The organism is Hephaestia sp. MAHUQ-44 (genome assembly GCF_023806085.1).
In the GTDB taxonomy this organism is placed as follows: domain Bacteria; phylum Pseudomonadota; class Alphaproteobacteria; order Sphingomonadales; family Sphingomonadaceae; genus Sphingomonas.
In genome coordinates this window covers 25,704-50,535 of sequence record NZ_JAMSLX010000007.1, presented here as the reverse complement: position 1 = coordinate 50,535, position 24,832 = coordinate 25,704, and the positions used below count along the sequence as shown (strand labels likewise).

The following is a 24,832-nucleotide window of genomic DNA, read 5'->3' as shown; positions in this document are numbered from 1 at the left end:
CGATACTATTGCCCCGAAGGCTGCCGGAGGCAAGCAATCACCGCGCGAATCTGCGCGCGCGTCGCATCCATCGGACAGTCGGTGCGAATCACGAAATCGGCGCGCGCGCGCTTCTCGGCATCGGGGGTCTGGCGCGCCAGAATCGCCGCGAACCGTGCCTCGGTCATCCCGGGACGCTTGAGCACGCGCGCGCGCTGCACCGCCTCGGGTGCCGAGACGACGACGACCTTGTCGACATGCGCCTCGCCCCCGGTTTCGAACAGCAATGGAATATCGAGCACGACGAGCGGTGCATCGGCATGGGTCGCCAGAAAATGCCGACGTTCCTCGGCAACCGCGGGATGAACCAGCGCCTCGAGCTGGCGTAATTTTTCGCGATCGCCGAGCACCGCGCCACCAAGCGCGGCGCGATCGACGCCATCGGGACCGGTCGTACCGGGAAACAGCGCCTCGATCGCCGCGACCAGCCGCCCGCCGGGGCCCTGAAGCGCGTGCACCACGGCATCGGCATCGAATACCGGCGCGCCTTCGGCCGCGAACATCGCCGCGGCGGTGGTTTTGCCCATCCCGATCGAGCCGGTCAGGCCGATCGTCAGCGGCCGGGCGGTCATACCGTCAGCAGCGCGCGCAATTCGTCGTCGCGATCGCGCGGAGGGGTGGCGCCGAAGAAGATCTCGAAGCCGAGCGCGGCCTGCCCGACCAGCATGTCGAGCCCGTCGACCGTATCGAGATCGCGGGCACGTGCTTGGGCCAGCAACTCGGTTTCGAGCGGGGCATAGACGATGTCGTATACCACCGCATCGTCGGGAAGCGGTGCCAGATCGAGCACCAGCGGCGGCTGGCCGACCATCCCGAGCGGGCTGGTGTTGACCAGCAGCGCGGCCGGCGGCAGTTTGGCATCAAGCGGCAGCGCCTCGCCCTTCAACCCGAACGACGCCAGCAACGCGGCGCCTTTGAGCGGCGAGCGGTTGAGCAAGGTCACGCGGCCGACCTGCATCTTCGACAGCGCAAACAGGATCGCGCGCGCGGCGCCCCCCGCGCCGACCACCACCACCGGCGCGCCCTCGAGATCGAGTTCGGCGATCGGCGCGAAGAAACCACCGGCATCGGTGTTGGTGCCGACCAGCGCCCCGTCTTCGGCACGGAAGACGGTGTTCACCGCACCGATCGTATCGCGGACACCGCCGCGATCCTCGATCAGATCGAGCGCAGCCTGTTTGTGCGGCAGCGTGATATTGCAGCCACGCCATGCGGGATCGGCGCGGCGCTCATCGAAAAACGCAGCCAGCCCCTCGGGGGTGACGTGGGTCGCACGATAGCTGGCGTCGAGCCCGAGCGCATCGAGCCAGAAATTGTGGATCACCGGGGATTTGGTGTGCTTGATCGGATCTCCGATCACCTCGGCGTAACTCATGACGTCAACACTCCCCGCGTCCGCAGATAGTCGAGCACCGGCAGCAACGGCATGCCCAGCACGGTGAACTGGCTACCCTCGATCCGGCTGAACAACTGCGCACCCGGCCCCTCGATCCGATAGCAGCCGACACAACCGGCGATCGCGGGCCATTCGGCATCGAGATATTCGGCGATGAACGCTTCCGACAGCGGCCGCACGAACATCTTGGCGCGATCAACCACCCGCCACACCGGCCGGCCATTCTCCGCGATCACCGCCGCGCTTATCAGGTCGTGGCGCCGACCCGACATCGCCCGCAGATGCGCGGCGGCCTGCTCACGGCTTTCAGGCTTGTCGAGCATCGACCCATCATCGAGCGCGACCAGCGAATCCGACCCCAGCACGAGCGCCCCCGGCATGGCCTGCGCGATCTTGATCGCTTTCAGTTCGGCGAGCGCATCGGCGAGGTCGCGCGGTTTGACGTTTTCGGCACGCATCGCACGCTTGACCGAGTCCTCGTCGACGTTCGCCGCCAGCGCCTCATAGGGCACCCCGGCGGCATCGAGCATCGCGCGGCGCGATGCGCTTTTGGAGGCGAGGATCAGACGCATAGGGCATCACGTTGCTGGACGAGCGCGATCACCGCCGCTGCCGTCTCCTCGATCGAGCGCCGGGTGACGTCGATCACCGACCAGCCGTTGTCGGCGAACATCCGCCGCGCGAACGCGACCTCGCGCTGGACCGCATCGGCATCGACATAATCGGTCTCGGGCGCCTGGTTGAGCGACAGCAGGCGGTTGCGGCGGACCTGGATCAGTCGATCGGCGCTGGTCGTCAGCCCGACGACGAGCGGGTTCCTGAGCGAGAACAGCGCCGGCGGCGGCGGGCTTTCGACCACGATCGGGATGTTGGCGGTCTTGAAGCCGCGATTGGCGAGATAGATCGAGGTCGGCGTCTTCGACGAGCGCGAGACGCCCGCGAGCACGATATCGGCCTCTTCCCAATCCTCCGCACCGATCCCGTCATCGTGCGCGATCGTGAACTGAATCGCATCGACCCGCGCGAAATAAGCGGCGTCGAGCACGTGCTGGCGGCCGGGGCGCGCCTTGGCCTGCTGGCCCAGCATCGCCGACAGGGCATCGTTGACCGGATCGAGCGGCGCCACCACGGGCAGCCCGAGCGCGCGACAGCGCTGTTCGAGAATCCGCCGCGTCGTGCTGTTGACCAGCGTATAGATGACGAGGCCTGGATTCTGGGCGATCTCTTGCAGGATACGTTCGAGATGCGCTTCGGTGCGCACCATCGGCCAGAAATGCCGGATCGTTTCGACATCGTCATATTGCGCGAGCGCGGCTTTGGCGATGTTCTCCAGCGTCTCGCCGGTCGAATCGGACAGCAGATGAAGGTGCAGCCGCGTCACGGGCATGAATCTGTGGACAACATGCCCGCAACCGCTAGCGCAACATGCCGCGCCCGCCAAGCGAGCGAAACGCTGCGGATAAGGTTCGATTCATCCACAATGTCGTCGACAGGGCAGGGTTCGGTGCACAGGCTGTGGATAACGGGGAAAAGTGAATCGAATCGCCGGGCTGTGGTGCCTGCGCGCGGTCAAGCTGTTGGCATATCGGGCACGACCGCATAAGCCCCGACATTAACCCGCCATCTACATCTACATCCTTTTAGAATCTTATCTCTTAGATAGAAGTAGGGAGTATCCAGACTGTCCCGCTCGCTTGAAACCAAGCCGCTGCTCGCGGTTCTCAACGGTACCCGTCAGCCGGTGCCGCCGATCTGGATGATGCGCCAGGCCGGACGCTATCTGCCCGAATATCGCGCGCTGCGGGAAACCAAGGGCGGCTTCCTCGAACTGGCGATGGATCCCGAGGCGGCAACCGAGGTCACACTGCAACCGATTCGCCGGTTCGCGATGGACGGGGCGATCCTGTTCTCGGACATTCTGATCGTTCCCTGGGCGCTGGGGCAGGATCTGCGGTTCGAGGCGGGTGAGGGACCACGGCTGGCCCCGCCACTGGTCGATGCCGCGCTCGATGGTCTTGCGCGCCACCCCGAGCGGCTCGATCCGGTCTACGCCACCGTGCGCGGCGTGGCGGCGGCATTGCCCGCGCACGCCACGTTGCTTGGTTTTGCCGGATCGCCCTGGACGGTTGCGACCTATATGGTTGCCGGGCAGGGCAGCCGCGATCAGGCCGAGACGCGCGCGCTTGCCTATGGCGATCCCCGGAAATTCGATGCGATCATCGATGCGATCGTGGCGATGACGATCGATTATCTCGCCGGCCAGATCGACGCGGGTGTCGAGGCGGTGCAATTGTTCGACAGCTGGGCGGGAAGCCTTTCGCCGGCACAGTTCGAACGCTGGGTGATCGCACCGACGGTGGCGATCGTCCGCGGGCTGAAGGCGCGCCATCCCGATACGCCGATCATCGGTTTTCCCAAGGGAGCGGGGGGCAAGCTTGGCGCCTATGCGCGGGAGACCGGGATCGATGCGATCGGGCTCGACGAGACGGTCGATCCGGTCTGGGCCGACTCGATCCTACCTGAGGGGCTACCGGTGCAGGGCAATCTCGATCCGCTGGCGTTGCTGGCCGGCGGTGCCGCGCTCGACGCGGGCGTTGACCGCATTCTTGCCGCGTTCCAGGATCGTCCGCACATCTTTAATCTGGGGCATGGCATCGGCCAGTTCACGCCGATCGCGCATGTCGAGCAATTGCTGGCGCGGGTAAGGGGAGCAGCATGACCGGTTTTCTCGGCGCCAGCTATCTGTGGGTGAAAGCGGCGCACGTCGTTTTCGTGATCTTCTGGATGGCGTCGATGTTCATCCTGCCGCGCTATCTGATCCATCATCAGCAGGCGCTCGGCGATGCGGTACAGGAGAAGCTGTGGATCGATCGGGAGGCCACGCTGCGCCGGATGATCATCACCCCCTCGATCCTGATGGTGTGGGTGCTGGGCGCCCTGCTGGCGGTCAATATAGGGCTGTTCGACGGGTTCGCGGGGCTTGGGTGGCTCCATGCCAAGATCGCGCTCGTTTTCATCCTGTCGGGCTATCACGGCTGGGCGGTCGGCTATTCGAAAAAGCTTGCGCGCGGTGAAGCGCGGTTGTCGGACCGGCAATTGCGGATCGCCAACGAAATCCCGGCGCTGTTCGTTGTTCTGATCGTCATCCTGGTGATCGTGCGGCCGTTCTGAACCGCGCGTGCGCGCTTGACTTGACGGGGGACGCCTCCTAATTCGCGAAGCATCCGGTACGCGGTGGACCACCCCGTTGCCGGCCCTCCTTTCTCGCATCGTCGTCTTCCGTCGACCGACGCGCCTCTATCACAAGCCCGCACCGGACTTTTCCCATGCATCTCAAAGACCTCAAGAAGAAGACTCCCGCCGAGCTGGTCGAAATGGCCGAGGCGCTGGGGGTCGAGGGTGCGTCGACGCTCCGCAAGCAGGATCTGCTGTTCGGTATCCTCAAGGAGCAGGCCGATCTTGGTGATCAGATCATGGGGCTCGGCACGATCGAAGTGCTGCCCGACGGGTTCGGTTTCCTGCGCAGCCCCGAGGCGAACTATCTCGCCGGCCCCGACGATATCTACATCTCGCCCAATCAGGTTCGCAAATTCGGCTTGCGCACCGGCGATACGGTGGAAGGCGAGATTCGCGGGCCCAAGGATGGCGAGCGCTATTTTGCGCTGACCAAGCTCACCAGCATCAATTTCGACAATCCCGATGTGGTTCGCCACCGCGTCAATTTCGACAATCTGACGCCGCTCTATCCCGAGAGCAAACTGACGCTCGATCCGCAGGACCCGACCGTCAAGGACAAATCGGCGCGCGTCATCGACATCGTCAGCCCGCAGGGCAAGGGGCAGCGCACGCTGATCGTGGCCCCACCGCGCGTCGGCAAGACGGTGATGCTCCAGAACATCGCCAAGGCGATCACCGACAACCATCCCGAAGTCTTCCTGATCGTGCTGCTGATCGACGAGCGGCCCGAGGAAGTCACCGACATGCAGCGATCGGTGAAGGGCGAGGTTGTTTCCTCGACCTTCGACGAGCCCGCCAACCGCCACGTCCAGGTCGCCGAAATGGTGATCGAAAAGGCCAAACGGCTGGTCGAACACAAGAAGGACGTGGTAATCCTGCTCGATTCGATCACCCGGCTCGGCCGTGCCTACAACACCGTTGTTCCGTCCTCGGGCAAGGTGTTGACTGGCGGCGTCGACGCCAACGCGCTTCAGCGCCCGAAGCGCTTCTTCGGCGCGGCGCGCAACATCGAGGAAGGCGGCTCGCTATCGATCATCGCCACCGCGCTGATCGATACCGGCAGCCGCATGGACGAAGTGATCTTCGAGGAATTCAAGGGCACCGGCAACTCGGAAATCGTTCTCGATCGCAAGGTCGCGGACAAGCGCATCTTCCCGGCACTCGACGTCGGCAAGTCCGGCACCCGCAAGGAAGAGCTGCTGGTCGACAAGGCCAAGCTCTCCAAAATGTGGGTGTTGCGCCGGATCCTGATGCAGATGGGCACCATCGACGCGATGGAATTCCTGCTCGACAAGATGAAGGATTCGAAGACCAACGAGGATTTCTTCGACTCGATGAACCAGTAGAGGATTCAGTCCTTTCCGTCGGTCAGCGCCGCGAGGTGGCGCTGATATTGGACCGAGGCCGGATCGAACGATACCGCCTTGCGCATCGCGGCGATCGCGGCGTCGCGTTTGCCGAGCGCTTCATAACCATCGGCCAGGCTGTCATAGCCATTGGGCTTTTCGGGATAAGCGTGCGTGAGGAGGCCGAACACCGTGACTGCATCCGCCGGCCGCTTGTGCCGTAACAGATCGTAGCCGAGCTGGTTGAGATCGCGGTCGTCGATCACGTAGCGGCGCGGCGTGGCGGCAAGCTCGCGATCGAACCACATGGCAATCGATGGGGCATCGTCTTTGTCGAGCCGCTCGGGCAAGGCCCAGGCGATTGACGGGCGGACGGGCGATGCCGGCTCGCCCATCGCCAGCGCGGCGAGCAGGGCGACATGATCGTCGACGCTGTCGTCCTGCGCGTTGTTGATGTCGAAGGCGCTGTCGATGGTCAGCGGCGTCCGCGCGGCGTCGCCGGCATCACCCACCGCTCCGATAAAGATCGTCTTGCCGTCGCGCGCCGCCAGATACGCGCCGTTGCAGACATGCGCGGCATGGCAGCGGTCGAGATAGGTTTGGAAGGCTTGCGCGGTCGGGGTCTCGTCCGCCGCCGATGCCGTGGGGGTTGCGAGCGATGCGAGGAACAGCGCCGTGCCGTGAGCAGGTGTGTTATTCATGTAAGCCTCCCTCTTCCCGTCTGTATTGTTAAGATAATACACCTGTCAAGGCTGCGATCGCGGGCGTTCGTGGCGGAGCGGTCCTGTCGGGTGTGCTCGAGACGGCGGGGCAGGCGATCTGATCGATACCGGCAGCCATGACGCGCGTGCGGATTTTCGGGCGGGTGGGTTGATCCCGGCGCCGGTGAGGCGCACTGGGGGCCGGCATGGATATCGCATCGTTCTTCACACCTGCCGGCTTTGCCGTGTTCGTGCAGGTCGTCATGATCGATCTGGTGCTGGCGGGGGACAATGCGGTCGTGGTCGGCACGCTCGCGGCCGGGCTTCCGCGTGCGCAGCAGAAAAAGGTCGTGCTGGTCGGGGTCGGCGCCGCGCTGGTGCTGCGGATCATCTTCGCGCTGATCGCGACGCAACTGCTTCAGATCGTCGGGTTGCTGTTTGCAGGCGGGCTGTTGCTGCTCTGGGTTTCGTGGAAGATGTGGCGCGATCTGCGTGCGCACGATGTCGTGGATCACGAAACGGCTACCGCGCCGCCCAAGAGCTTTGCCAGGGCGGCCTGGGCGGTGGCGCTCGCCGACGTCAGTATGAGCCTCGACAATGTGCTGGGCGTCGCGGGTGCGGCGCGCGACCATCCGTCGATCCTCGTGTTCGGGCTGATCCTGTCGGTTGCGGTGATGGGGCTTGCCGCAAGCCTGATCGCGCGTGTCGTCGACCGGTATCGCTGGATCGCTTATGTCGGGCTTGCGGTGATCGTCTGGGTGGCGTTCCGGATGATCTATGAAGGGCTGCTCGACCACCATTTGGGGCTGATCGGGCGACTGATGTAGATTTATTTGAGGTAGCGGCACTGGCCCGCTTCCCCACCTCACCCAGCATGATTGCTTGAGAGGTGAGGTGGAGAAGCGGGTTGGTGCCGTCTCTGTTTCAGGGAAGCTGGATACCGCTCACGGTCAGCCGAGGTGCGTTGCGAAGAATGCCGCGGTGCGTTCGTCGGCGCGTTGGGCCGCTGCTTCCGACCGTCGCTTGCCGAACTCGGTCGCGAAACCGTGATCCTCACCCGGATAATCGACCAGTGTCACCTTGGGATGATCGTCGAGCCCCGCGTGCATTTTTGCCTGCGTGGCGGCATCGACAAAATGGTCGGCACCCGCGATATGGAGCATCAGCGGGTGCGCGATCGCGTGTTTTTCGCCTAACAGGTTATCGATACCCACCGCATAGTAACCAACACTGGCATCGATATCGGTGCGCGCCGCGGTCATATAGGCCAGCCGTCCGCCGAGGCAGTAGCCGACCACGCCGACCTTGCCGGTGCCGCCCAGCGCCGCGCGCGCGGCGCGGATCGTCGATTCGATATCGCGGACCCCCGCATCCTGGTTGAACTTGCCCATCAGCCCCAGTGCCCGCTCGAATTCGGGGGCGACATCGGGATCGAGTTCGATCCCCGGTTCGAGCCGCCAGAACAGATCGGGCGCGATCGCGAGATAGCCGGCCTCGGCCAGCCGGTCACACTTGCGGCGGACGCCGGCATTGACCCCGAAAATCTCCTGGATGACGACGATCGCTGCACGGGGGGCGCTCGCGGGCCGGGCACAATAGGCCATGAAACTACCCGCGCCATCCAATGGTGTGATCGTCAGCATCTCGGTCATCCTTGCGTTCCCTTGGTTCGGTGCTCGTGATCGAGCAGCCATTGCTTGGTGGCGGGGCCCTCGCCTGCCGAATAGGCGCCCAGCGCGCCGCCGGCGCCCAGCACGCGGTGGCATGGGACGATGATCGGGAAGGGGTTGCGCGCGCAGGCCTGCCCGATCGCGCGCGCGCCTGAATTGGCCACGCGGGCGAGCGCACCATAGCTCATCGTCTCGCCATAGCCGATGCCGATCATCGCGTCGCGCAACGCCTGCCCGCGCGGCGTCGCGGCGGGGGTGAGGGGAAGATCGAACGTCGTCAGCCTACCGGCAAACCAGGCGCTCAACTGGTCGGCGGCGGTACGCACGGCGTCGGCGTGCCCCGTCAAGGGCGCCGCCGTGCCGCCGATGGCAATGCGGGCGATCGTCCGATCGTCGCCGATGATCCGCACCGCGCCGATCGGCGTTGCGATCACCGCCTGGTCCTGCGCATACATGGCGCATGTTATGCAGCCTCGGCGCGATGCGCTCAAGCGGAGACGGGCAATGAAGATCAACGTAGAGGTGGAATGCACCCCCGAAGAGGCGCGCCGGGTGATGGGGCTTCCGGACCTGACACCACTGCACGAGAAATATGTCGCGACGATGGGCGACATGATGGACCCGGCTGCACATCCCGAACTGATCGAGCAGATGATGCGGAGCTGGGCGCCGATGGGCGAGGGAGCAATGACGTTCTGGCGACGGATGTTCGAGGGTAAGAATGGCGGCACTGGCGGCTGATACGATCGTTGCGCTGTCGAGCGGTGCGCCACCGGCGGCGATCGGCATTATCCGGCTGAGCGGTCCCGATGCCTTCGCGGTGGCGGCGGCGGTGGCAGGGCCGTTGCCCGCACCGCGCGAAGCGGTGTTGCGGGGGCTGCGAGGCCACGATGGCATGTTGCTCGATCGGGCGCTGGTGCTTGCTTTTGCCGCCCCGGCAACGGCGACCGGCGAGGATCTGGTCGAATTTCACTGTCACGGTGGCCGCGCGGTGGTCGCCGCGGTTGAAGCGGCGCTGCTGCGTCATGCGAGGGTGCGACGGGCCGAGCCGGGCGAGTTCACCCGTCGTGCGCTTGCTGCGGGCCGGATCGATCTCGCGCAGGCCGAGGGGCTTGGCGATCTGCTCGCCGCCGAGACCGAAACCCAGCGCCGCGCCGCAATGGCTACGGCCGAAGGGGCAATCAGTCGCGCGGTGACGGGATGGACCCGCCGACTGGTCGTGCTTGCAGCGCAGGTTGAGGCGGCGATCGATTTCTCGGACGAGGATGATGTTGCCGTCGATCTGACGGGGGTGACTGCCGATGGTATTGCACTTGCCGACGAGATGGCGGCCTTGCTCGATGCGCCGACGATCGAACGGCTGCGCGACGGTATCCGCATTGTGCTGGCAGGCGCACCGAACACCGGAAAATCGACCCTGCTCAATGCTTTGGTTGAACGCGAAGCGGCGATTGTGTCGCCGATCTCGGGAACGACGCGCGACCGGATCGAGATTCCGGTGGCACGCGACGGTATCGCTTATGTCTTTACCGACACGGCCGGGCTGCGCGACACCAGCGACGATCCGATCGAACTTATCGGGATCGATCGTGCACGCGACGCGATCGAGGCGGCGGACATCGTGTTGTGGCTCGATGATGCCCCGCCGCCGGCAAATGCGAATGCACTGCCGATCCATGCACGCGTCGATATGCCCGAGCGGAAGTCGCCGCCTTCAGGGCGGCTCGTGGTTTCTGCTGCGACAGGGGAGGGCATCATTGCGTTGTGGCACGCGCTCGCGGCGCGGGCGACGGCGCTTCTGCCGCGTCTCGATCAGCCGGTTCTCAACCAGCGTCAGCGCGATCTGTGCCGGCTGGCGTATGACGAATTGGCGGTGATCGGCGATGTTCACGATCCACTGATCGTCGCCGAGCGGCTTCGTCGGGCGCGCGTTGCGCTCGACCGGATCACCGGCCGTGCGGGTACCGAGGATATGCTCGACGCGCTTTTTTCGCGTTTCTGCATCGGGAAGTGAGATGTTCCACGTGGAACGATTTTGACTTTCCACCCCAGGAAGCATAGCGCCGCGGCATGACCAGCTTCGATGTTATCGTCGTCGGCGGCGGGCACGCCGGTACCGAAGCGGCCTGTGCTGCCGCGCGGCGGGGCGTGCGGGTGGCGCTGTTGACCTTCGACGCCGCGACCATCGGGGCAATGTCCTGCAATCCGGCGATCGGGGGCTTGGGGAAGGGCCATCTCGTCCGCGAAGTCGATGCGTTCGACGGCCTGATCGCACGCGCGGCCGATGCCGGCGGGATCCATTACCGGATGCTCAACGCCAGCAAAGGCGCCGCGGTGCAGGGGCCGCGCGTCCAGGCCGATCGCCGCCGGTTCGCGCAGGCAGTGCAGACGATGGTTGCCGCACAGCCCAGTTTGACGGTGATCGAGGGTGAGGCCGTGGCGCTCGATCTCGCCGGGGGGCGCGTGGCGGGCATTACACTCGCGGACGGCATGCGGATGCGGGCCCCGACCGTGATCCTTGCTACGGGTACGTTTCTCGGCGGGCGGCTGTTTTGCGGCGAGGAGCGGGGGATCGGTGGCCGCACCGGCGATCGGGCGGCGACCGCGCTCGGTCATCAGCTTCGCGGGCTCGCCCTGCCGATGGCGCGGCTCAAGACGGGGACGCCGCCGCGCCTCGATGCGCGCACAATCGACTGGGCGGTGTTGGAGCGGCAGCCTTCCGATGGTGGTGGATGGACGATGTCGCCGATGAGCGTGGGGCGGCCGTTGCCCCAGCTCGCCTGTGCGATCACGCGCACCAACGACCGGACGCACGCCATCATTCGCGGCGGGCTCGATCGCTCACCGCTTTATTCGGGGGCGATCGAGGCATTGGGGCCGCGCTATTGCCCGTCGATCGAGGACAAGATCGTCCGCTTCGGTGACCGCGACGGCCATCAGGTGTTTCTCGAGCCAGAGGGGCTCGACGACGGTCTGGTCTATCCCAACGGCATTTCGAGTTCGCTGCCGCCCGACGTCCAGGCGGCGCTCGTCGCCAGCATCAAGGGGCTCGAATACGCGCGGATCGTCGTGCCGGGCTATGCCGTCGAATACGATCATATCGATCCGCGTGCGCTGGCGCCGACGTTGGAAGTGTCGGCGGTGCCCGGCTTGTTCTGCGCGGGCCAGATCAACGGCACCACGGGATATGAGGAAGCGGCGGCGCAGGGGCTGGTCGCTGGCGTAAACGCCGCGGCAACCGCCTGTGATCTCGCGCCGCTGACGCTTGATCGTGCCGATTCGTATATCGGCGTGATGATCGACGACCTGGTGCTGCAGGGTGTGACCGAACCCTATCGGATGCTCACCGCGCGCGCCGAATACCGGCTGCGCTTGCGGGTCGACAATGCCGAGACGCGGCTCGGCCCGATCGCGGCGGCGCTGGGGTGTCTGGGCGAGGCACGGTTGCGGCATCAGCAGACACGGGTGCACCAGCGCGCGACCATCGATCAACGGCTTGCCACCATCGCGAGCCCGAGCGAACTCGCGCAAAAGGGCGCGCCGGTGAAGCAGGACGGCGTGCGCCGTTCGCTTGCAGAATGGCTGCGTTTTCCCGATGTCACGCTCGATCACCTCGTGCCCGAAGGCTTTGCGGGTATCGATCCGGGTCTTGTCTCCGAAGCGATCGAGGACGCGCATTACGCGCCCTATCTCGAACGCCAGCGCGCGGAGGTTGCCGAGATGCGCGCGAGCGATGCGATCGGGCTGCCCGCCGTGCTGGATTACGCGGCGATCGCCGGGCTCTCGAATGAAATGGTCGAGCGGCTGGGCGCCGCACGCCCCGCCACCTTGGGCGCGGCGGGGCGGCTGCGCGGGGTAACGCCTGCGGCTTTGTCGGCGATCCTGCTCCACGTTCGTCGTCGCGCGGCATGACCGAGGACGAGGCCCGCACTTGGGTGCGCGACCGTTATGGTGTTCCACGTGAAACGTCGGTTGCGCATTTTTGCGATTTGGTGCGTGCCGAATCGATCCGGCAAAATCTCATCGCCGCGTCGACGCTCGAGTCGATCTGGGCACGCCATGTCGTCGATTCGGCGCAATTGCTCGATCATGCCACATCCGAAGGTTCCTGGCTCGATATTGGTGCAGGCGCGGGATTTCCGGGGATGATCGTCGCGCTGCTCACCGATCGGGCCGTGACCTTGTGCGAGCCGCGCAAGCGCCGCGCCGCCTTTCTCGACGATGCCGCAACCGCGCTTGGAATCGGTGATCGCGTGACCGTGGCGGCATCGAAAGTGCAGGCGTTGACGGGGCGGTTCGCCGTCATTTCCGCGCGTGCGGTCGCGGCACTTCCCGATTTGTTCGCTGCCGCGTCCCATAATGCCGCGCGCAACACGATCTGGGTGCTTCCCAAAGGGCGCAGCGCGCGCGAAGAGGTAGCGTCCGCGCGCCAAGCATGGCATGGTTCGTTTCACGTGGAACGCAGCGTGACCGATCCGGACGCGCTGATCATCGTGGCGAGAGGCGTGTACCCCCGATGACCTGCATTGCGGTGGCAAATCAGAAGGGCGGCGTCGGCAAGACGACGACGGCGATCAACCTTGGTACCGCGCTGGCGGCGGTCGGGCTGCGCGTGTTGCTGATCGATCTCGATCCGCAGGGCAATGCGTCGACCGGGCTCGGCGTACCGCGTGCTGAGCGCACCAAATCGAGTTACGATCTGCTGATCAACGAGGTTTCGCTGCGTGACGCGGCGATTGCCTCGCGCGTCCCGCGGCTCGATTTGATTCCCGCGACCGAGGATCTGTCGGGCGCCGAGATCGAACTGGTCGATTTCGACGCGCGCACGCATCGGCTCGATCGCGTGCTGACCCATGATGACGGCGCGTGGGATGTCATCCTGATCGATTGCCCGCCGTCGCTGGGGCTGCTGACGCTCAACGCGATGGTTGCCGCCGATTCGCTGCTGGTGCCGCTCCAGTGCGAATTCTTCGCGCTCGAAGGCTTGAGCCAGCTGCTCAATACGGTCGAACGGATCCGCTCGCGCTTCAATCCGGGGTTGTCGATCCTCGGCGTGGTGCTGACGATGTATGACCGCCGCAACCGATTGACCGAGCAGGTGTCGGACGACGTTCGCGCGGTGCTCGGGCGGGTGGTGTTCGAAACCGTGATTCCACGCAACGTCCGGCTGTCCGAGGCGCCGAGCCACGGCGTACCCGCGCTGATCTACGATCATCGCTGCGCGGGCTCGGAAGCGTATATCGCGTTGGCGCGGGAGCTGATCGGGCGGCTGCCCAAGCCGGCCAAGGCGGCATGAGCGAGGGCACGCGCAAACCGCGCTCGGGCCTCGGCCGTGGGCTGTCGGCGCTGATGGGCGATATCGCCATCGAAGCCCCGGTGACGCCGGATGGTGCGCCGAGCGTGGCGGGCATCCGCACGTTGCCGGTCGCCTCGCTCGCGCCGCATCCCGATCAGCCGCGCCGTTATTTCGACGAGGATGCGCTCGACGAACTGGCGCAGTCGATCGCAACGCGCGGGTTGATCCAGCCGATCGTCGTCCGGCCGCACGGCCATGCCTATCAGATCGTCGCAGGCGAACGCCGCTGGCGGGCGGCGCAGCGGGCACGTCTACATGAAGTTCCTGTAATCGTTCGTGATTTTGGAGATTCGGAGACGCTCGAAATCGCGCTCCTTGAGAATATCCAGCGCGAAGACCTCAACGCGATCGAAGAGGCCGAGGCCTATCACAAGCTGATCGAGGAGTTCGGGCACACGCAGGAAGCGCTGGGCAAGCTCGTGCACAAATCGCGCAGCCATATCGCCAATCTGATCCGCCTGCTCGATCTGCCCGCGCCGGTGCGCGACCATGTCGCTCATGGTCGGTTGAGCATGGGACAGGCGCGTGCGCTGATCGGTGCGCGCGATCCCGAACGGCTCGCGGCCGAAGTCATCGATCGCGATCTGTCGGTGCGCGAGACCGAAAAGCTGGCACGCGAGGTCAAGACCGGCGGCGCGGGTACGAATGCTGCACCGCGCGATCGTGGCGAACCGAACGCCGATATCGCCGCGCTCGAACGGCAATTGGGCGATCTGATCGGGCTTCACGTCAAGATTACCCACGGCGACAAGGGCGGCACGCTGACGCTCGCTTATTCGACGCTCGATCAGCTCGATATGATCTGCCAGCGGCTCAGCGGCGAGACGATCTAGAGTGGTTTCGAGCCAGATGGAATCATCTGATGACTCGGAAATCGCGGCCAACAAAAGATAATCCAGAATCAGCAGGCGCTAGATATATTATCAATAAATACCCGTAGCTTAACGGTTTCTAGCTGCCAGCCGCGCGACGCTGAGGAAGGTCTGTTCGGCGAGAATGTCGCCCGCCGTACCCGGGGCCATGATGGCGCGTTCGGTGGTGCGGATGCGATCGATCGCGGCTTGGATTCGTGTCGGCGACCAGGTACGGATCGCACGCGCGGTCGCGGCTTTCTCACGGAAGAATACGCGGTTGCGCTCCATCACGGCGTCGATGGCGCCGCCCGCGTCGATTTCGGCACGGAGCGCGGCGATCGTCATTAGCCGACGGACCAGCCCGCGCAGCAACGGGATTGGTGAAACGCCGGCATCGCGCAAGCGCGCCAGTTCGGGGCCGATCACGGCGACGTCTCCGCCCACCGCGGCGGCGATCGCGCGGCTCATCTCGGCTTCACCGAGGTCGGCGCCGATCTCGTCGAGCGCGGCGTCATCGATCTCGCCGGGGCGGTCGGGGCCGGCGTCGAGATAGAGCGCGAGCTTCTCGATTTCGCGCGCGACAATCGCCCGATCGCCCCCGCTTGCGCTGGCGAGGCGTCGCGCGGTGTCGCCGGTGGTACGCAAGCCATGGTCGCGCGCGATCTGTGCCACCATCCGGTCGGCATCGGCGCCGTCGGGGACGTAACAGGCGAAGGCCATCGCGCGCGGGGACTGGATCGCCAGTTTGACGATCTTGCCGCTGGCTTTGACATTGGGGGCGATCGCGATCACCGGATTGCCTGCCTGTTCGGCGCCGAGCAACAGCGTGAAGGCTTCGAGCGTATCCTCGCCCGCGCCCAGCACGCGCAGGTGGCGCGCACCGCCGAAGAGCGAGATCGAGGCGGCCTCATCGGCAAGCCGCCCCGGATCGCTCTTGAGCATGGCGGGCTCGAGGTCGATGCGTTCCGCCTCTGGCCCCATCGCCCGCGCGAGGCGCAGCCCGAGCTCGGCCGCGCCGGCTTCGTCCGGCCCGTGGAGCAGGAAAAGGCGGATATCGGCGCTGGGGGCGTCGAGCGCGGCGCGGATCTGGTTGGCGTTGGCCTTCACGGGGCCGAACGCGGCGCCCGCGCATAGGTCGCAATTCGCGTCACGATCTGGTCGGCAACGGTTTCCGACAGGCGTTCGAGCGCGGTATTTTCAGCCGCGATGGTCGCATATTCGGAGCCGACGACATCGACCCCGGCATCCGAACCCGCGGTATCGTCGATCACGACCTTGCTGCCGTCGAGTGCGACAAGTTGATAGCGCGCGCGCAGGGTGCGGCGCTCGCGCGTGACGCTGTCATCGCGGCGCACGCCGAGGCCCGAGATCTGGTCGTCGAGCGTGACCTGAAGGCGGTAGAGTGGCGTGCTGCCGTCGCTTTCGGGCAAGCGGTCGCGCAGCGCATTGGCGACCAGCCAACCCGATTTCCCCGCGATCGGGGCGACCTCGATGCGGGCCAATGCGGTGGCGACCGGGCCGCTGCTGCCGCCCGAATAGAGCGGTTGGAGCCCGCACCCCGTCAGGCCCAGCAGCGCCAATGACAGGGCGGCGCGCGCGATCATGCGACGAGATTGACCAGCCGGTCGGGCACGACGATCACCTTGCGCGGCGATTTGCCATCGAGCGCGCGGGCGATCTTGTCGCTGGCGAGCGCAGCAGCCTCGACATCGGCGCGATCCATTCCCTTGGGCAGCGTCAGCGTGTCGCGCAGCTTGCCGTTGATCTGGATCGCGATCGTCACGTCGTTTTCGACCAGCAACGCGGGATCGACCGTGGGCCAGGCGGCATCGGCGACGAGTCCTTCATGCCCCGCGGCGGCCCAGGCTTCTTCGGCGACGTGGGGGACCATCGGTGCGACAAGCCGCATCAACGTCCGCGTCGCCTCGCTGCGCGAAGCCGAGGGCGCGGCCTTTTCGATGATGCCGGTCAGCGCGTAAAGCTTGGCGACGGCCTTGTTGAACGACAGCGCCTCGATATCTTCGGCAACGCCCGCGATCGCCTGGTGAAGCTTGTGGTCGAGCGCGGCGTCGCGGGCGCCATCGTCAACCGACGATTCGTCCTCGAACAGCCTCCACAAGCGCTGGACGAAACGCCACGCGCCCTCGATTCCCGATTCGCTCCACGGCAGGTCGCGTTCGGGCGGACTGTCGGAGAGCATGAACCAGCGCACCGCATCGGCGCCATATTGATCGACGATCGGCCCCGGATCGACGGTGTTCTTCTTCGATTTGGACATCTTCTCGACCCGGCCGACCGTAGCGGCCAGGCCGGTGGCGATCTCGATTCCGTCATCGACTTCGGTCGGGGCGAGCCAGCGGCCCTCGCTCGATTTGTAGGTTTCGTGCGTCACCATCCCTTGCGTGAACAGCCCGGCGAACGGCTCGTCGACGTCGATCATGCCGAGATGTTTGAGCGCGCGCGTCCAGAAGCGCGCGTAGAGCAGATGGAGGATCGCGTGCTCGACCCCGCCGATATACTGGCCGACCGGCAGCCACTTCTCGACGGTCGCCCGATCGAAGGGCTTGTCGTCGGGCTGGCTGGCGAAGCGGATGAAATACCACGACGAATCGACGAACGTATCGAGCGTGTCGGTCTCGCGCAGCGCGGGTGTGCCGCACGCGGGGCAGGCGACATGCTTCCACGTCGGATGGCGATCGAGCGGGTTGCCGGGCACGTCGAAGCTGACGTCCTCGGGCAGCGTCACCGGCAACTGATCCTTGGGCACCGCCACCGGGCCGCAGGCGGTGCAATGCACGATCGGGATCGGGGTGCCCCAATAGCGTTGGCGGCTCACCCCCCAGTCGCGCAGGCGATAGACGGTCGAGCCTTCGCCCCAGCCTTCGGCCTCGGCGCGCGTGATGACGGCGCGTTTGGCCTCTTCCACGGGCATCCCGTCGAGAAAGCCGGAATTCACCAGCGCGCCGGGCCCAGAATAGGCCTCATCGCCCTCGAACACCGCGCCCGTCTTGTCGCCCTCGGCGACGACGCGGCGCACCGCAAGCCCGTATTTGCGCGCGAAATCGAGGTCGCGCTGGTCGTGCGCGGGCACGCCCATCACCGCACCCGAGCCGTACTCCATCAACACGAAATTGGCGATATAGACCGGCAGTTCGATCGATGGATCGAGCGGGTGGATCGCCTTGAGCCCGGTATCGAAGCCGAGCTTTTCCTGCGTTTCGATCTCGGCCGCGGTGGTGCCGCCCTGCTTGCAGCGGGCGATGAACGCGGCGACCTCGGGGCTGTCGGCGGCGTGCGCCTGCGCGATCGGGTGATCGGCCGCGACCGCGACGAAGCTGGCGCCGAAGATCGTGTCGGGGCGCGTCGAGAACACCTCGATCGTCTCAATGCCATCGGCGAGCTTGAACCCGAAGGTCAGCCCGCGGCTCCGGCCGATCCAGTTTTCCTGCATCAGCTTGACCTTGTCGGGCCAGTGATCGAGCGCTTTCAGCCCCTCAAGCAGTTCGTCGGCGAACTGGGTGATCTTGAGGAACCACTGGTTCAGCTTGCGCTTCTCGACCAAGGCGCCCGAGCGCCAGCCGCGCCCGTCGATCACCTGCTCGTTGGCAAGCACGGTCATGTCGACCGGGTCCCAATTGACCGCCGATTCCTTGCGATAGACGAGGCCCGCCGCATAGAGATCGAGGAACAGCGCCTGTTCGTGGCCGTAATAATCGGGGTCGCAGGTCGCGAGTTCGCGCGTCCAGTCGAGCGCGAAGCCCAGCCGCTTGAGCTGCGCTTTCATCGTCGCGATATTGGCGCGCGTCCAGCCGCCGGGATGGACGCCTTTTTCCATCGCCGCATTCTCGGCGGGCATCCCGAACGCGTCCCAGCCCATCGGGTGGAGCACCTCGTGCCCCGTCATCCGCTTGAAGCGCGCGAGCACGTCGCCCATCGTGTAATTGCGGACATGCCCCATATGGATGTGCCCCGACGGATAGGGAAACATCTCGAGCACATAGGCATGGGGCTTGGACGAATCGTTGCGCGCGGCGAAGGTGTGGTTGTCGTCCCACACCTTTTGCCAGGCCGCGTCCGCCTTCAGCGCGTTGAAGCGAGAGGCCATGGGGTGATTTACTCTGGTTAGTTGATGGCGGCGCGGCGGAGGTCGCGGGCGCGGGTGAGGATGATGTCTTCGAGCTTCTGCGTCGTCGCCGCCTTGACCGGCGCGTCGACCCAGGTGCCGCCCTGGTTGATCTGGCGAAGTGCTGCGACGCGCAATGCATCGGCGCGCAGATCCTGATCGAGGATCGTCACCGTCACCTTCATCCGCTCGGCGGGGGTGTTCGGATTGACGTACCAGTCGGTGACGATGACGCCGCCGTTCGAATCGGTCTGCAGGAGCGGCATGAACGACAAGGTATCGAGGCTGGCGCGCCATAGATAGGCGTTGACGCCGATCGTGGTGGTGCGGGCAGCGGCAAGATCGGCCTTGGGACGCTCGCGGCCGCCGCAGGCAACCAGTGGTAGAAGCAGCGAGACCACGATCGCGGTGCGCAACGGGCGGTTCATTGGCGGTTCCCTGAGCGAATTGGGGGTTGCTACGCCTCTATAGATGGTCCGCGATTGTCGCAAGCGCGGCGCTGTTGTGGAGAAGAGGCAACACTTGGATAGAAACGACTCTTTGGTGGTGGAACCGCAGGCGTGAATCGTGGTAGGCGCGATAGCGATAACGAAGGGTCTGTACGTGGTTGTTGGTCGAGTCCTCGGGGGCATGGGACTGGTGGCGCTTGTCGCTGCCGGGATCGCCGTGTCTCCGGCCCTTGGCGCCCAAGACCGCGCAGCGCCGCCTCGCTCGCTCTCGATCGGCATCGAAAGCGGCATCGGATCGTTCACTCCGGCCTCCGCCGATCCCCAGCTTGCCGCGGTGCTCGCGCGCAGCGGCCTCACCGCCAACGGCTTCCGGTTCACGCCGTCCGAGGCGAGCAAGGAGTCGCAGCACCGGGTGACGGTCGCGGTCAACAAGCGCATTTCGCGCAGCAGCGATGAGAGCAATGCGCGCACGGTTGCCCCTGCGAGCACGGTCAGCGTCGCGCCGATCGCCTATAATCTGGGCGTGGCGGTGGGCTGGAAACGATTCGCGCTGTCGGGCGACGTCACGCACGTCGATCTCGGCGGCAAGCCGGGCAGCGTCCAATCGATCGACATGGGGCTGAGCTACACCGGGCGCCGTGCCTCGGGCCGCGTCAAGGCGACCTCGACGCGCCCGCTCGCCGATACGCCGCGCCTGATCGCCGACGATCCGAGCTATTCGATCGATGTCGGCGGCTCCTATTCGCTGACGCGCAACCTCGATGTCACCGCGGGCGTGCGCTACAAGGCCGAGCATGATCGTGATCGGCTCCAGCGGCTGGCCGACGATCGGCACGACAGCCAGGCCGTCTATATCGGCACCGCTTTCCGCTTCTGACGTCTGGCGTCGTTAGTCGGCGATCCAGGCGTCGATTGCCGCCCAACCGTAAAATCCGAATCGCATCATCCGTCGCCCGCGCGCCGGTGTGACGCCGCCGAGCGCGATCGTCGGGCCGGGGAAGTGCCGTGCGATCGCGCGCGCGCGCGCGAGGCCGAGCGCAGCGGCGCCGGGGTGCGATCTGGTGGTGAACACCGGCGATACGAAGATCAGATCGGCGCCCGCGCGGGTGGCGGCCAGTGCCTCGCGCCGCGAATGGACGGCACGCGACAGCAATCCGTGCTCCGGGCGGCGGGCCGCATTGTGGAGGCCGTCCTCGCGCGCGGCGAGGCGATCGGCGCCGGCGCGGACGAGCAGCAGCCCGCGCCGATCGGCGATCTCCTGGATCGCTGCGAACAGCCGCCGTCGTTTGGCCAGCGGGGTACGATAATGGCGGAACACGATGCCACCGCCGGGCGGCAGTTTGTCGATCGCCGTCCACAGGCCATCGCCGAGCCGCTCGTCGGTCATCAGCCAGAGGCGAGGTGGGTGGCGGCGTGGCACGGCGATGCCTATAGCAGCGCGCATGCCCAACGACGACCCTGCCCACCGCCTCGCCGAGGTTCATGCCGCTATCGCCAAGGCCGCGCGGTCGGCCGGACGCAAGCCCGATGCAGTAACGCTGATCGCGGTTTCCAAGACGCATCCCACCGCCGCGATCCAGCCGCTGATCGACGCCGGCCAGCGCGTGTTCGGTGAGAATCGCGTTCAGGAAGCCGAGGGCAAATGGCCCGCGTTGCGAGATTCCACGCCCGATATCGCGCTCCACCTGATCGGGCAGCTCCAGTCGAACAAGGCCGATGAAGCGGTGGCGCTGTTCGATGCGATCCATTCGGTCGATCGCGCCTCGCTCGTCACTGCGCTGGCCAAGGCGATGGACAAGGCCGGGCGGCGACCCGCCTGCTTCATTCAGGTCAACATCGGCGCCGAAGCGCAGAAAGGCGGGGTTGCGATCGCCGATCTGCCAGCATTGCTCACGGCGGCGCGCGGCGTCGATCTGCCGGTCGCCGGGCTGATGTGCCTTCCCCCCGCCGAGCTTGAGCCCGCACCCTATTTCGCGTTGCTCGCCAAGCTCGCGCGTGATGAAGGCGTGGCCGGGCTGAGCATGGGGATGTCGAATGACTATCCGACCGCGGTGACGCTGGGCGCGACGCATGTCCGTGTCGGTACCGCCTTGTTCGGTGCGCGTGCATGACCGCGGCCGAAGCGGTCACCCGCCAGCAAGCGCCGGTGCTGACGGCCGACGCGCTGATCTTCGATTTCGACGGCGTGCTGCTCGAAAGCGAATATGTCGGCAATGCGCAGATCGCGCGCTATCTGACCGCGATCGGCCATCCGCACACCCCCGAAGAAGCCATGGCGCATTATATGGGGTTGGCGGGCGCCGATTTTATCGCCGCGATCGAACACCGGATCGGCCACGCGCTGCCCCGCGATTTCGCTGCCGCGCGAGCCGAGGAAGATGCCCGCGTGCTCGCCGAGGGAATCGATCCGGTCGCGGGCGCGATCGCGTTCGTCCGTGGCCTGCCGCGTGATCTGCCCCGCGCGATCGCCTCGTCGAGCTCGACCGCGTGGATCGAGACGCATCTCGAACATCTCGGCCTGCGCGATGCTTTCGGGACGATGGTGTTTTCGGGGCGCGAGCATGTGGCGCGCGGCAAGCCGGCGCCCGACATCTACCTTCATGCCGCCGCCGCGCTCGGGGTACCGATCGCGCGCTGTACGATTCTGGAGGATTCGCCCGTCGGCGTGACCGGTGCGGTGGCGTCGGGCGCAAGCGTGATCGGCCTGTGTGCGGGGCGGCACTGCTCGCCCGGCCATGCCGACAGGCTGCTCGCCATCGGCGTCGATGCGATTGCCGGCGATTTCGCACGCGTAGCGCGGCTGATCGGGATCGGTTGACGCGGTCAGCGCGCGAGAATGGTGTAGGTCATCCGCGCCCGGACGACGAAGCCAAGCCGTTCATAGAGCGCGATCGTCGCGGCGTGATCGGCATAGGCATGGAGGAACGGCGTGTCGCCGCGCGCGACGATCCGCCGTGCAACGAGCCCGAGCAATGCCGCCGCATAGCCGCGCCCACGCCAACCGGGCCGCGTGCACACGCCGCTGACCTCGGTGAAGCCGGGCACCTTGAGCCGCTCGCCTGCCATCGCGACGAGTTGGCCTGCCTCGCTGACCCCGACGAAATCGCCCAGCGTGTGCGTGCGCGCGAAGAACGGGCCGGGCTCGGTCAGCGTCGCCAGCGCGAGCATCGCGGCGGCATCCGCCTCGCCCAGCGACAGGACATCGGACGTCGGCTCGGGAACCGATAGCTGCGGCGCGAGCATCTGGACGCACGCCGCCTGTTTGACGATGCGAAGCCCCTCGGGAAGCGTGGTTTCGCCGCGTTCGACCAACCCGATCGTGCCGCCGGGGGGCACCAGCCGTACCAGCGCCGCACGGCTGTCGGGGGACGAATCCGCCGCGGCGGCAAACAGCGCCACCTCGGGATCGAAGCGCAGCGCCTGCGCGTCGCCGACCGCGAACCCCGCCTGCCGCGTGGTCAGCGCGGTCCAGATCGGGCGATCGAGCGGGTGCGCCATCGTCAGAGCTGGTGGCCGGTACGATCGCGCTTGGTCGCGAGATAGCGTTCGTTGTGGGGGTTGGGCGGCAGGTGATGCGGCACGCGCTCGATCACGCGCACGCCGGCACCGTCGAGCCCGGCGACCTTGGCCGGATTGTTGGTCAGCAACCGGATCTCGCGCTGTCCAAGCAGGGTCAGCATCCGCGCGGCGACCGCGAAATCGCGCGCGTCGATCGCGAAACCGAGCCGGGTGTTGGCGTCAACCGTATCGAATCCCTGATCCTGGAGCGCATAGGCGCGCAGCTTGTTGATCAGCCCGATCCCGCGCCCTTCCTGTCGCAGATAGAGCAGGATGCCCCAGCCGCTGCGTTCGATCTCGGCAATCGCGGCCTGCAATTGCGGCCCGCAATCGCATTTGAGGCTGCCGAGCACGTCGCCGGTCAGGCATTCGCTGTGAAGCCGTACCAGCGGCGGCCGGCCGTCGGGTGCGCCGATCAGCAGCGCGACATGCTCGCCGGGCATTTCGGGCGTGCGGAAGGCGACGATCTCCGCGTTTTCGGCGCCCGCGACGGGAAGCCGTGCCCGCGCGGCAATCGTCAGCCGGGTGGCATCCTCGTGCGCGGCGATGGCGGCGGGGGTGATCGTCACCTCGGTGTCGGCGGCGTCGGTGCGGACGAAGAAAGCAGGCAGGATTCCGGCGATTCGCGCGAGTTGCAGCGCGGCTGTGGCAAGATCGGGGGTGGCAACGGGGATCGCGGCGAACGGTCCCTTCATCGGGGTCGCGAGATCGAGTTGCGGATCGGCGAGCGCGGTGGCAACGGCGAGATCGAGCCAGGGCGCGCGATCGACCATCACCGGTGCGTCGGGGGTCGCCGCCTCGCGCTGGTTGGCGAGCTTGAGCGTCGTCGCGCGGCCCGCCGACAGCAATACCGGTGCCGTTGCTTCGGGATCGAAGCCGGCGAGGCGTTCGGGGTCGGCGGTTTCGATCGCGAGCAGGCGCAGCGCCGCATTGCCGGCGGCGATCGTCACCGGCCAGCCACGGCGCAGCGCATCGATCGCCCGGGCCGCGGCGCGCGCGCTGGCGCTATCGGTCACCGGGCAAGCTCGGTCATGATCGGCACATGGTCCGACGGCTTGAGCCAGCTCCGGCAATCCTCGAACACGTGGTGTGCGACGGCTTTGTCGGCAATCTCGCGCGTCGCCCACATATGATCGAGCCGGCGGCCGCGGTCGTTCCGGGTCCAGTCCGGCGAGCGATAGCTCCACCAGGTGTGGAGCCGGGCGGGCGCGGGATGGAAATGGCGGCCGAGATCGACCCACGAATTGCTGGCCTTGAGGGCATCGAGCGCCTCGACCTCGATCGGCGTATGGCTGACGACCTTGAGCAGCTGCTTGTGGTTCCACACATCGCTGGGGAGCGGGGCGATGTTGAAATCGCCGACGAGCATGGTCGGCACCTCGAGCGTTTCGGACCAGCGCGTCATCCGGTCGACGAAATCGAGCTTCTGGCCGAACTTGGGGTTGAGCGTGCGATCGGGGATATCGCCGCCTGCGGGCACATAGACATTCTCGAGCCGCATCCCGTTCGGCAGCCGCACGCCGATATGCCGCGCCTCGCCATTGGCCTGCCAATCGAGCCGGTCATCCTCGACCACCGGCAGCCGCGAAAGGATCGCAACGCCGTGATGCATCCGCTGGCCGTGGAGGAAGATGTGCTCATAGCCCAGCCGCCGGAACGGGGCGGTGGGGAAGTCGCCGTCGATGACCTTGGTTTCCTGGAGGCAGAGGATGTCGGGCTGCGCTTCCCTGAGAAAGCGCTCGACGATCTCGATGCGAAAACGAACCGAATTGATGTTCCAGGAAACGATCTTGAGCGTGTCGGCCATGCGGCGCGATGTAGCCATATCGATCATGGCGCGCCAGTGCGGGGGTTTGGTTGTTTGAACGGCACCGGCCCGCTCCCCCGCGGGAGTATTACTTTGCGGGGCTACACCCTCACCCGGCCACTCATAGAATACCAGCGTTGGGTGGCCGGGTGGGGAGCGGGCCGGCGCCGTACCAAACAGGCACCGCACTTCCGGCAAAAAGAAAGGCCCCCGCTCCGGGGGCATGGAACGGGGGCCAACCTGGCGTTCGTCACGCAGGCGGGAAGCGGGGCATAAGCATCCGGGCAACAGGGGGG

General features: G+C 66.2%; 28 protein-coding genes. 13 read left to right on the top strand and 15 right to left on the bottom strand.

What is annotated here, in order from left to right; translation table 11 throughout:
* Positions 1–5: 5 nt before the first annotated feature.
* From coaE to NFE57_RS09300, 4 genes are read right to left on the bottom strand one after another with little or no spacing between them, the layout of a single operon-like run.
* Positions 6–611: a dephospho-CoA kinase gene (coaE, locus tag NFE57_RS09315; protein WP_252135301.1), complete on the bottom strand. Its 606-nt coding sequence runs from the start codon at positions 609–611 to the stop codon at positions 6–8.
* Positions 608–1,414 carry a shikimate dehydrogenase family protein gene (locus NFE57_RS09310; protein ID WP_252135300.1) on the bottom strand — a complete coding sequence of 269 codons (807 nt, stop codon included), beginning with the start codon at positions 1,412–1,414 and terminating at the stop codon, positions 608–610. Before NFE57_RS09310 ends, coaE begins: the two co-directional genes overlap by 4 nt.
* The gene (locus tag NFE57_RS09305; protein WP_252135299.1) at positions 1,411–2,007 is read right to left on the bottom strand and encodes a Maf family protein; all 597 of its coding nucleotides are present in this window, start codon (positions 2,005–2,007) and stop codon (positions 1,411–1,413) included. Before NFE57_RS09305 ends, NFE57_RS09310 begins: the two co-directional genes overlap by 4 nt.
* Positions 1,998–2,816, bottom strand: coding sequence for a pyruvate, water dikinase regulatory protein (locus NFE57_RS09300; RefSeq protein WP_252135298.1), 819 nt, complete (start codon positions 2,814–2,816; stop codon positions 1,998–2,000). The genes NFE57_RS09305 and NFE57_RS09300 overlap by 10 nt, the downstream gene beginning before the upstream one ends.
* A gap of 300 nt (positions 2,817–3,116) precedes the next feature.
* Here NFE57_RS09300 and hemE point away from each other — a divergent pair, with 300 nt between their 5' ends.
* The 3 genes from hemE (at position 3,117) to rho (ending at position 6,018) form a co-directional block, all read left to right on the top strand.
* Entirely contained in the window at positions 3,117–4,154 is a 1,038-nt protein-coding gene (gene hemE / locus NFE57_RS09295; protein ID WP_286207766.1) for a uroporphyrinogen decarboxylase, read from the top strand.
* A complete protein-coding gene (locus NFE57_RS09290) occupies positions 4,151–4,606 on the top strand; it encodes a HemJ family protein (RefSeq protein ID WP_252135296.1) in 456 nt (151 codons plus the stop codon). The genes hemE and NFE57_RS09290 overlap by 4 nt, the downstream gene beginning before the upstream one ends.
* Positions 4,607–4,761: 155 nt before the next feature.
* Positions 4,762–6,018 (top strand): transcription termination factor Rho, encoded by a 1,257-nt coding sequence (rho, locus tag NFE57_RS09285; RefSeq protein WP_252135295.1) that lies wholly within the window; start codon positions 4,762–4,764, stop codon positions 6,016–6,018.
* A 5-nt stretch (positions 6,019–6,023) separates the two neighbouring features.
* Here rho and NFE57_RS09280 read toward each other — a convergent pair whose 3' ends face one another.
* The gene (locus NFE57_RS09280; RefSeq protein ID WP_252135294.1) at positions 6,024–6,719 is read right to left on the bottom strand and encodes a tetratricopeptide repeat protein; all 696 of its coding nucleotides are present in this window, start codon (positions 6,717–6,719) and stop codon (positions 6,024–6,026) included.
* A 206-nt stretch (positions 6,720–6,925) separates the two neighbouring features.
* Between NFE57_RS09280 and NFE57_RS09275 the strand changes: the two genes are divergently transcribed.
* Complete coding sequence (locus NFE57_RS09275; protein ID WP_252135293.1) at positions 6,926–7,546, top strand: YjbE family putative metal transport protein; 621 nt, start codon at positions 6,926–6,928, stop codon at positions 7,544–7,546.
* Positions 7,547–7,669: 123 nt separating this feature from the next.
* Here NFE57_RS09275 and NFE57_RS09270 read toward each other — a convergent pair whose 3' ends face one another.
* Positions 7,670–8,371 (bottom strand): dienelactone hydrolase family protein, encoded by a 702-nt coding sequence (locus NFE57_RS09270; protein ID WP_252135292.1) that lies wholly within the window; start codon positions 8,369–8,371, stop codon positions 7,670–7,672.
* Positions 8,368–8,844, bottom strand: coding sequence for a methylated-DNA--[protein]-cysteine S-methyltransferase (locus NFE57_RS09265; protein ID WP_252135291.1), 477 nt, complete (start codon positions 8,842–8,844; stop codon positions 8,368–8,370). The genes NFE57_RS09270 and NFE57_RS09265 overlap by 4 nt, the downstream gene beginning before the upstream one ends.
* A 49-nt stretch (positions 8,845–8,893) precedes the next feature.
* On the opposite strand from NFE57_RS09265, the gene NFE57_RS09260 reads away from it, so the two are divergent.
* Genes NFE57_RS09260 through NFE57_RS09235 form a run of 6 tightly spaced genes read left to right on the top strand, consistent with a single transcriptional unit; the run spans position 8,894 to position 14,578 of the window.
* Positions 8,894–9,130: a DUF6489 family protein gene (locus NFE57_RS09260; protein ID WP_252135290.1), complete on the top strand. Its 237-nt coding sequence runs from the start codon at positions 8,894–8,896 to the stop codon at positions 9,128–9,130.
* Positions 9,111–10,403 (top strand): tRNA uridine-5-carboxymethylaminomethyl(34) synthesis GTPase MnmE, encoded by a 1,293-nt coding sequence (gene mnmE / locus NFE57_RS09255; RefSeq protein ID WP_252135289.1) that lies wholly within the window; start codon positions 9,111–9,113, stop codon positions 10,401–10,403. The genes NFE57_RS09260 and mnmE overlap by 20 nt, the downstream gene beginning before the upstream one ends.
* 56 nt (positions 10,404–10,459) lie before the next feature.
* Positions 10,460–12,301, top strand: coding sequence for a tRNA uridine-5-carboxymethylaminomethyl(34) synthesis enzyme MnmG (gene mnmG / locus NFE57_RS09250; protein ID WP_252135288.1), 1,842 nt, complete (start codon positions 10,460–10,462; stop codon positions 12,299–12,301).
* Positions 12,298–12,909, top strand: coding sequence for a 16S rRNA (guanine(527)-N(7))-methyltransferase RsmG (locus NFE57_RS09245; protein WP_252135287.1), 612 nt, complete (start codon positions 12,298–12,300; stop codon positions 12,907–12,909). The genes mnmG and NFE57_RS09245 overlap by 4 nt, the downstream gene beginning before the upstream one ends.
* On the top strand, positions 12,906–13,685 hold the full coding sequence (locus NFE57_RS09240; RefSeq protein WP_252135286.1) for a ParA family protein: 780 nt from the start codon (positions 12,906–12,908) through the stop codon (positions 13,683–13,685). The genes NFE57_RS09245 and NFE57_RS09240 overlap by 4 nt, the downstream gene beginning before the upstream one ends.
* On the top strand, positions 13,682–14,578 hold the full coding sequence (locus tag NFE57_RS09235) for a ParB/RepB/Spo0J family partition protein (protein WP_252135285.1): 897 nt from the start codon (positions 13,682–13,684) through the stop codon (positions 14,576–14,578). The genes NFE57_RS09240 and NFE57_RS09235 overlap by 4 nt, the downstream gene beginning before the upstream one ends.
* 108 nt (positions 14,579–14,686) lie before the next feature.
* Here the strand turns inward: NFE57_RS09235 and holA are convergent, their stop codons facing one another.
* Genes holA through NFE57_RS09215 form a run of 4 tightly spaced genes read right to left on the bottom strand, consistent with a single transcriptional unit; the run spans position 14,687 to position 19,150 of the window.
* On the bottom strand, positions 14,687–15,706 hold the full coding sequence (gene holA, locus NFE57_RS09230) for a DNA polymerase III subunit delta (RefSeq protein ID WP_252135284.1): 1,020 nt from the start codon (positions 15,704–15,706) through the stop codon (positions 14,687–14,689).
* Positions 15,703–16,203 (bottom strand): LPS assembly lipoprotein LptE, encoded by a 501-nt coding sequence (gene lptE / locus NFE57_RS09225; protein WP_252135283.1) that lies wholly within the window; start codon positions 16,201–16,203, stop codon positions 15,703–15,705. The genes holA and lptE overlap by 4 nt, the downstream gene beginning before the upstream one ends.
* Positions 16,200–18,704: a leucine--tRNA ligase gene (leuS, locus tag NFE57_RS09220; protein WP_252135282.1), complete on the bottom strand. Its 2,505-nt coding sequence runs from the start codon at positions 18,702–18,704 to the stop codon at positions 16,200–16,202. Before leuS ends, lptE begins: the two co-directional genes overlap by 4 nt.
* A 17-nt stretch (positions 18,705–18,721) precedes the next feature.
* On the bottom strand, positions 18,722–19,150 hold the full coding sequence (locus NFE57_RS09215; RefSeq protein ID WP_252135281.1) for a DUF3576 domain-containing protein: 429 nt from the start codon (positions 19,148–19,150) through the stop codon (positions 18,722–18,724).
* A 238-nt stretch (positions 19,151–19,388) separates the two neighbouring features.
* On the opposite strand from NFE57_RS09215, the gene NFE57_RS09210 reads away from it, so the two are divergent.
* Positions 19,389–20,048, top strand: a complete 660-nt coding sequence (locus NFE57_RS09210; RefSeq protein ID WP_353653898.1) for a hypothetical protein — start codon at positions 19,389–19,391, stop codon at positions 20,046–20,048.
* Between the two features lie 12 nt (positions 20,049–20,060).
* Here NFE57_RS09210 and NFE57_RS09205 read toward each other — a convergent pair whose 3' ends face one another.
* Positions 20,061–20,558 (bottom strand): thiamine phosphate synthase, encoded by a 498-nt coding sequence (locus NFE57_RS09205; RefSeq protein ID WP_252135280.1) that lies wholly within the window; start codon positions 20,556–20,558, stop codon positions 20,061–20,063.
* Between the two features lie 55 nt (positions 20,559–20,613).
* Here NFE57_RS09205 and NFE57_RS09200 point away from each other — a divergent pair, with 55 nt between their 5' ends.
* Both NFE57_RS09200 and NFE57_RS09195 read left to right on the top strand, forming a co-directional pair.
* On the top strand, positions 20,614–21,282 hold the full coding sequence (locus NFE57_RS09200) for a YggS family pyridoxal phosphate-dependent enzyme (RefSeq protein ID WP_252135279.1): 669 nt from the start codon (positions 20,614–20,616) through the stop codon (positions 21,280–21,282).
* Complete coding sequence (locus NFE57_RS09195) at positions 21,279–21,989, top strand: HAD family hydrolase (RefSeq protein ID WP_252135278.1); 711 nt, start codon at positions 21,279–21,281, stop codon at positions 21,987–21,989. Before NFE57_RS09200 ends, NFE57_RS09195 begins: the two co-directional genes overlap by 4 nt.
* 5 nt (positions 21,990–21,994) lie before the next feature.
* On the opposite strand, the gene NFE57_RS09190 is transcribed toward NFE57_RS09195, so the two are convergent.
* The 3 genes from NFE57_RS09190 to NFE57_RS09180 are packed head-to-tail and all read right to left on the bottom strand — an operon-like array spanning position 21,995 to position 24,536.
* A complete protein-coding gene (locus tag NFE57_RS09190) occupies positions 21,995–22,669 on the bottom strand; it encodes a GNAT family N-acetyltransferase (protein ID WP_252135277.1) in 675 nt (224 codons plus the stop codon).
* 2 nt (positions 22,670–22,671) lie between these two features.
* On the bottom strand, positions 22,672–23,745 hold the full coding sequence (gene ribA / locus NFE57_RS09185; protein WP_252135276.1) for a GTP cyclohydrolase II: 1,074 nt from the start codon (positions 23,743–23,745) through the stop codon (positions 22,672–22,674).
* Complete coding sequence (locus NFE57_RS09180; RefSeq protein ID WP_252135438.1) at positions 23,742–24,536, bottom strand: exodeoxyribonuclease III; 795 nt, start codon at positions 24,534–24,536, stop codon at positions 23,742–23,744. The genes ribA and NFE57_RS09180 overlap by 4 nt, the downstream gene beginning before the upstream one ends.
* Positions 24,537–24,832: the final 296 nt, after the last annotated feature.

Coding starts and splice junctions, on each gene's coding strand:
- NFE57_RS09280 (WP_252135294.1), bottom strand. CDS start 6,719: ATGAATAACACACCTGCTCACGGCACGGCGCTGTTCCTCGCATCGCTC.
- NFE57_RS09205 (WP_252135280.1), bottom strand. CDS start 20,558: ATGACCGACGAGCGGCTCGGCGATGGCCTGTGGACGGCGATCGACAAA.
- NFE57_RS09235 (WP_252135285.1), top strand. CDS start 13,682: ATGAGCGAGGGCACGCGCAAACCGCGCTCGGGCCTCGGCCGTGGGCTG.
- NFE57_RS09190 (WP_252135277.1), bottom strand. CDS start 22,669: ATGGCGCACCCGCTCGATCGCCCGATCTGGACCGCGCTGACCACGCGG.
- NFE57_RS09310 (WP_252135300.1), bottom strand. CDS start 1,414: ATGAGTTACGCCGAGGTGATCGGAGATCCGATCAAGCACACCAAATCC.
- NFE57_RS09245 (WP_252135287.1), top strand. CDS start 12,298: ATGACCGAGGACGAGGCCCGCACTTGGGTGCGCGACCGTTATGGTGTT.
- NFE57_RS09260 (WP_252135290.1), top strand. CDS start 8,894: ATGAAGATCAACGTAGAGGTGGAATGCACCCCCGAAGAGGCGCGCCGG.
- NFE57_RS09265 (WP_252135291.1), bottom strand. CDS start 8,844: ATGTATGCGCAGGACCAGGCGGTGATCGCAACGCCGATCGGCGCGGTG.
- NFE57_RS09270 (WP_252135292.1), bottom strand. CDS start 8,371: ATGACCGAGATGCTGACGATCACACCATTGGATGGCGCGGGTAGTTTC.
- mnmG (WP_252135288.1), top strand. CDS start 10,460: ATGACCAGCTTCGATGTTATCGTCGTCGGCGGCGGGCACGCCGGTACC.
- rho (WP_252135295.1), top strand. CDS start 4,762: ATGCATCTCAAAGACCTCAAGAAGAAGACTCCCGCCGAGCTGGTCGAA.
- NFE57_RS09180 (WP_252135438.1), bottom strand. CDS start 24,536: ATGGCCGACACGCTCAAGATCGTTTCCTGGAACATCAATTCGGTTCGT.
- NFE57_RS09215 (WP_252135281.1), bottom strand. CDS start 19,150: ATGAACCGCCCGTTGCGCACCGCGATCGTGGTCTCGCTGCTTCTACCA.
- NFE57_RS09195 (WP_252135278.1), top strand. CDS start 21,279: ATGACCGCGGCCGAAGCGGTCACCCGCCAGCAAGCGCCGGTGCTGACG.
- coaE (WP_252135301.1), bottom strand. CDS start 611: ATGACCGCCCGGCCGCTGACGATCGGCCTGACCGGCTCGATCGGGATG.
- mnmE (WP_252135289.1), top strand. CDS start 9,111: ATGGCGGCACTGGCGGCTGATACGATCGTTGCGCTGTCGAGCGGTGCG.
- NFE57_RS09275 (WP_252135293.1), top strand. CDS start 6,926: ATGGATATCGCATCGTTCTTCACACCTGCCGGCTTTGCCGTGTTCGTG.
- NFE57_RS09200 (WP_252135279.1), top strand. CDS start 20,614: ATGCCCAACGACGACCCTGCCCACCGCCTCGCCGAGGTTCATGCCGCT.
- NFE57_RS09305 (WP_252135299.1), bottom strand. CDS start 2,007: ATGCGTCTGATCCTCGCCTCCAAAAGCGCATCGCGCCGCGCGATGCTC.
- leuS (WP_252135282.1), bottom strand. CDS start 18,704: ATGGCCTCTCGCTTCAACGCGCTGAAGGCGGACGCGGCCTGGCAAAAG.
- NFE57_RS09240 (WP_252135286.1), top strand. CDS start 12,906: ATGACCTGCATTGCGGTGGCAAATCAGAAGGGCGGCGTCGGCAAGACG.
- lptE (WP_252135283.1), bottom strand. CDS start 16,203: ATGATCGCGCGCGCCGCCCTGTCATTGGCGCTGCTGGGCCTGACGGGG.
- NFE57_RS09290 (WP_252135296.1), top strand. CDS start 4,151: ATGACCGGTTTTCTCGGCGCCAGCTATCTGTGGGTGAAAGCGGCGCAC.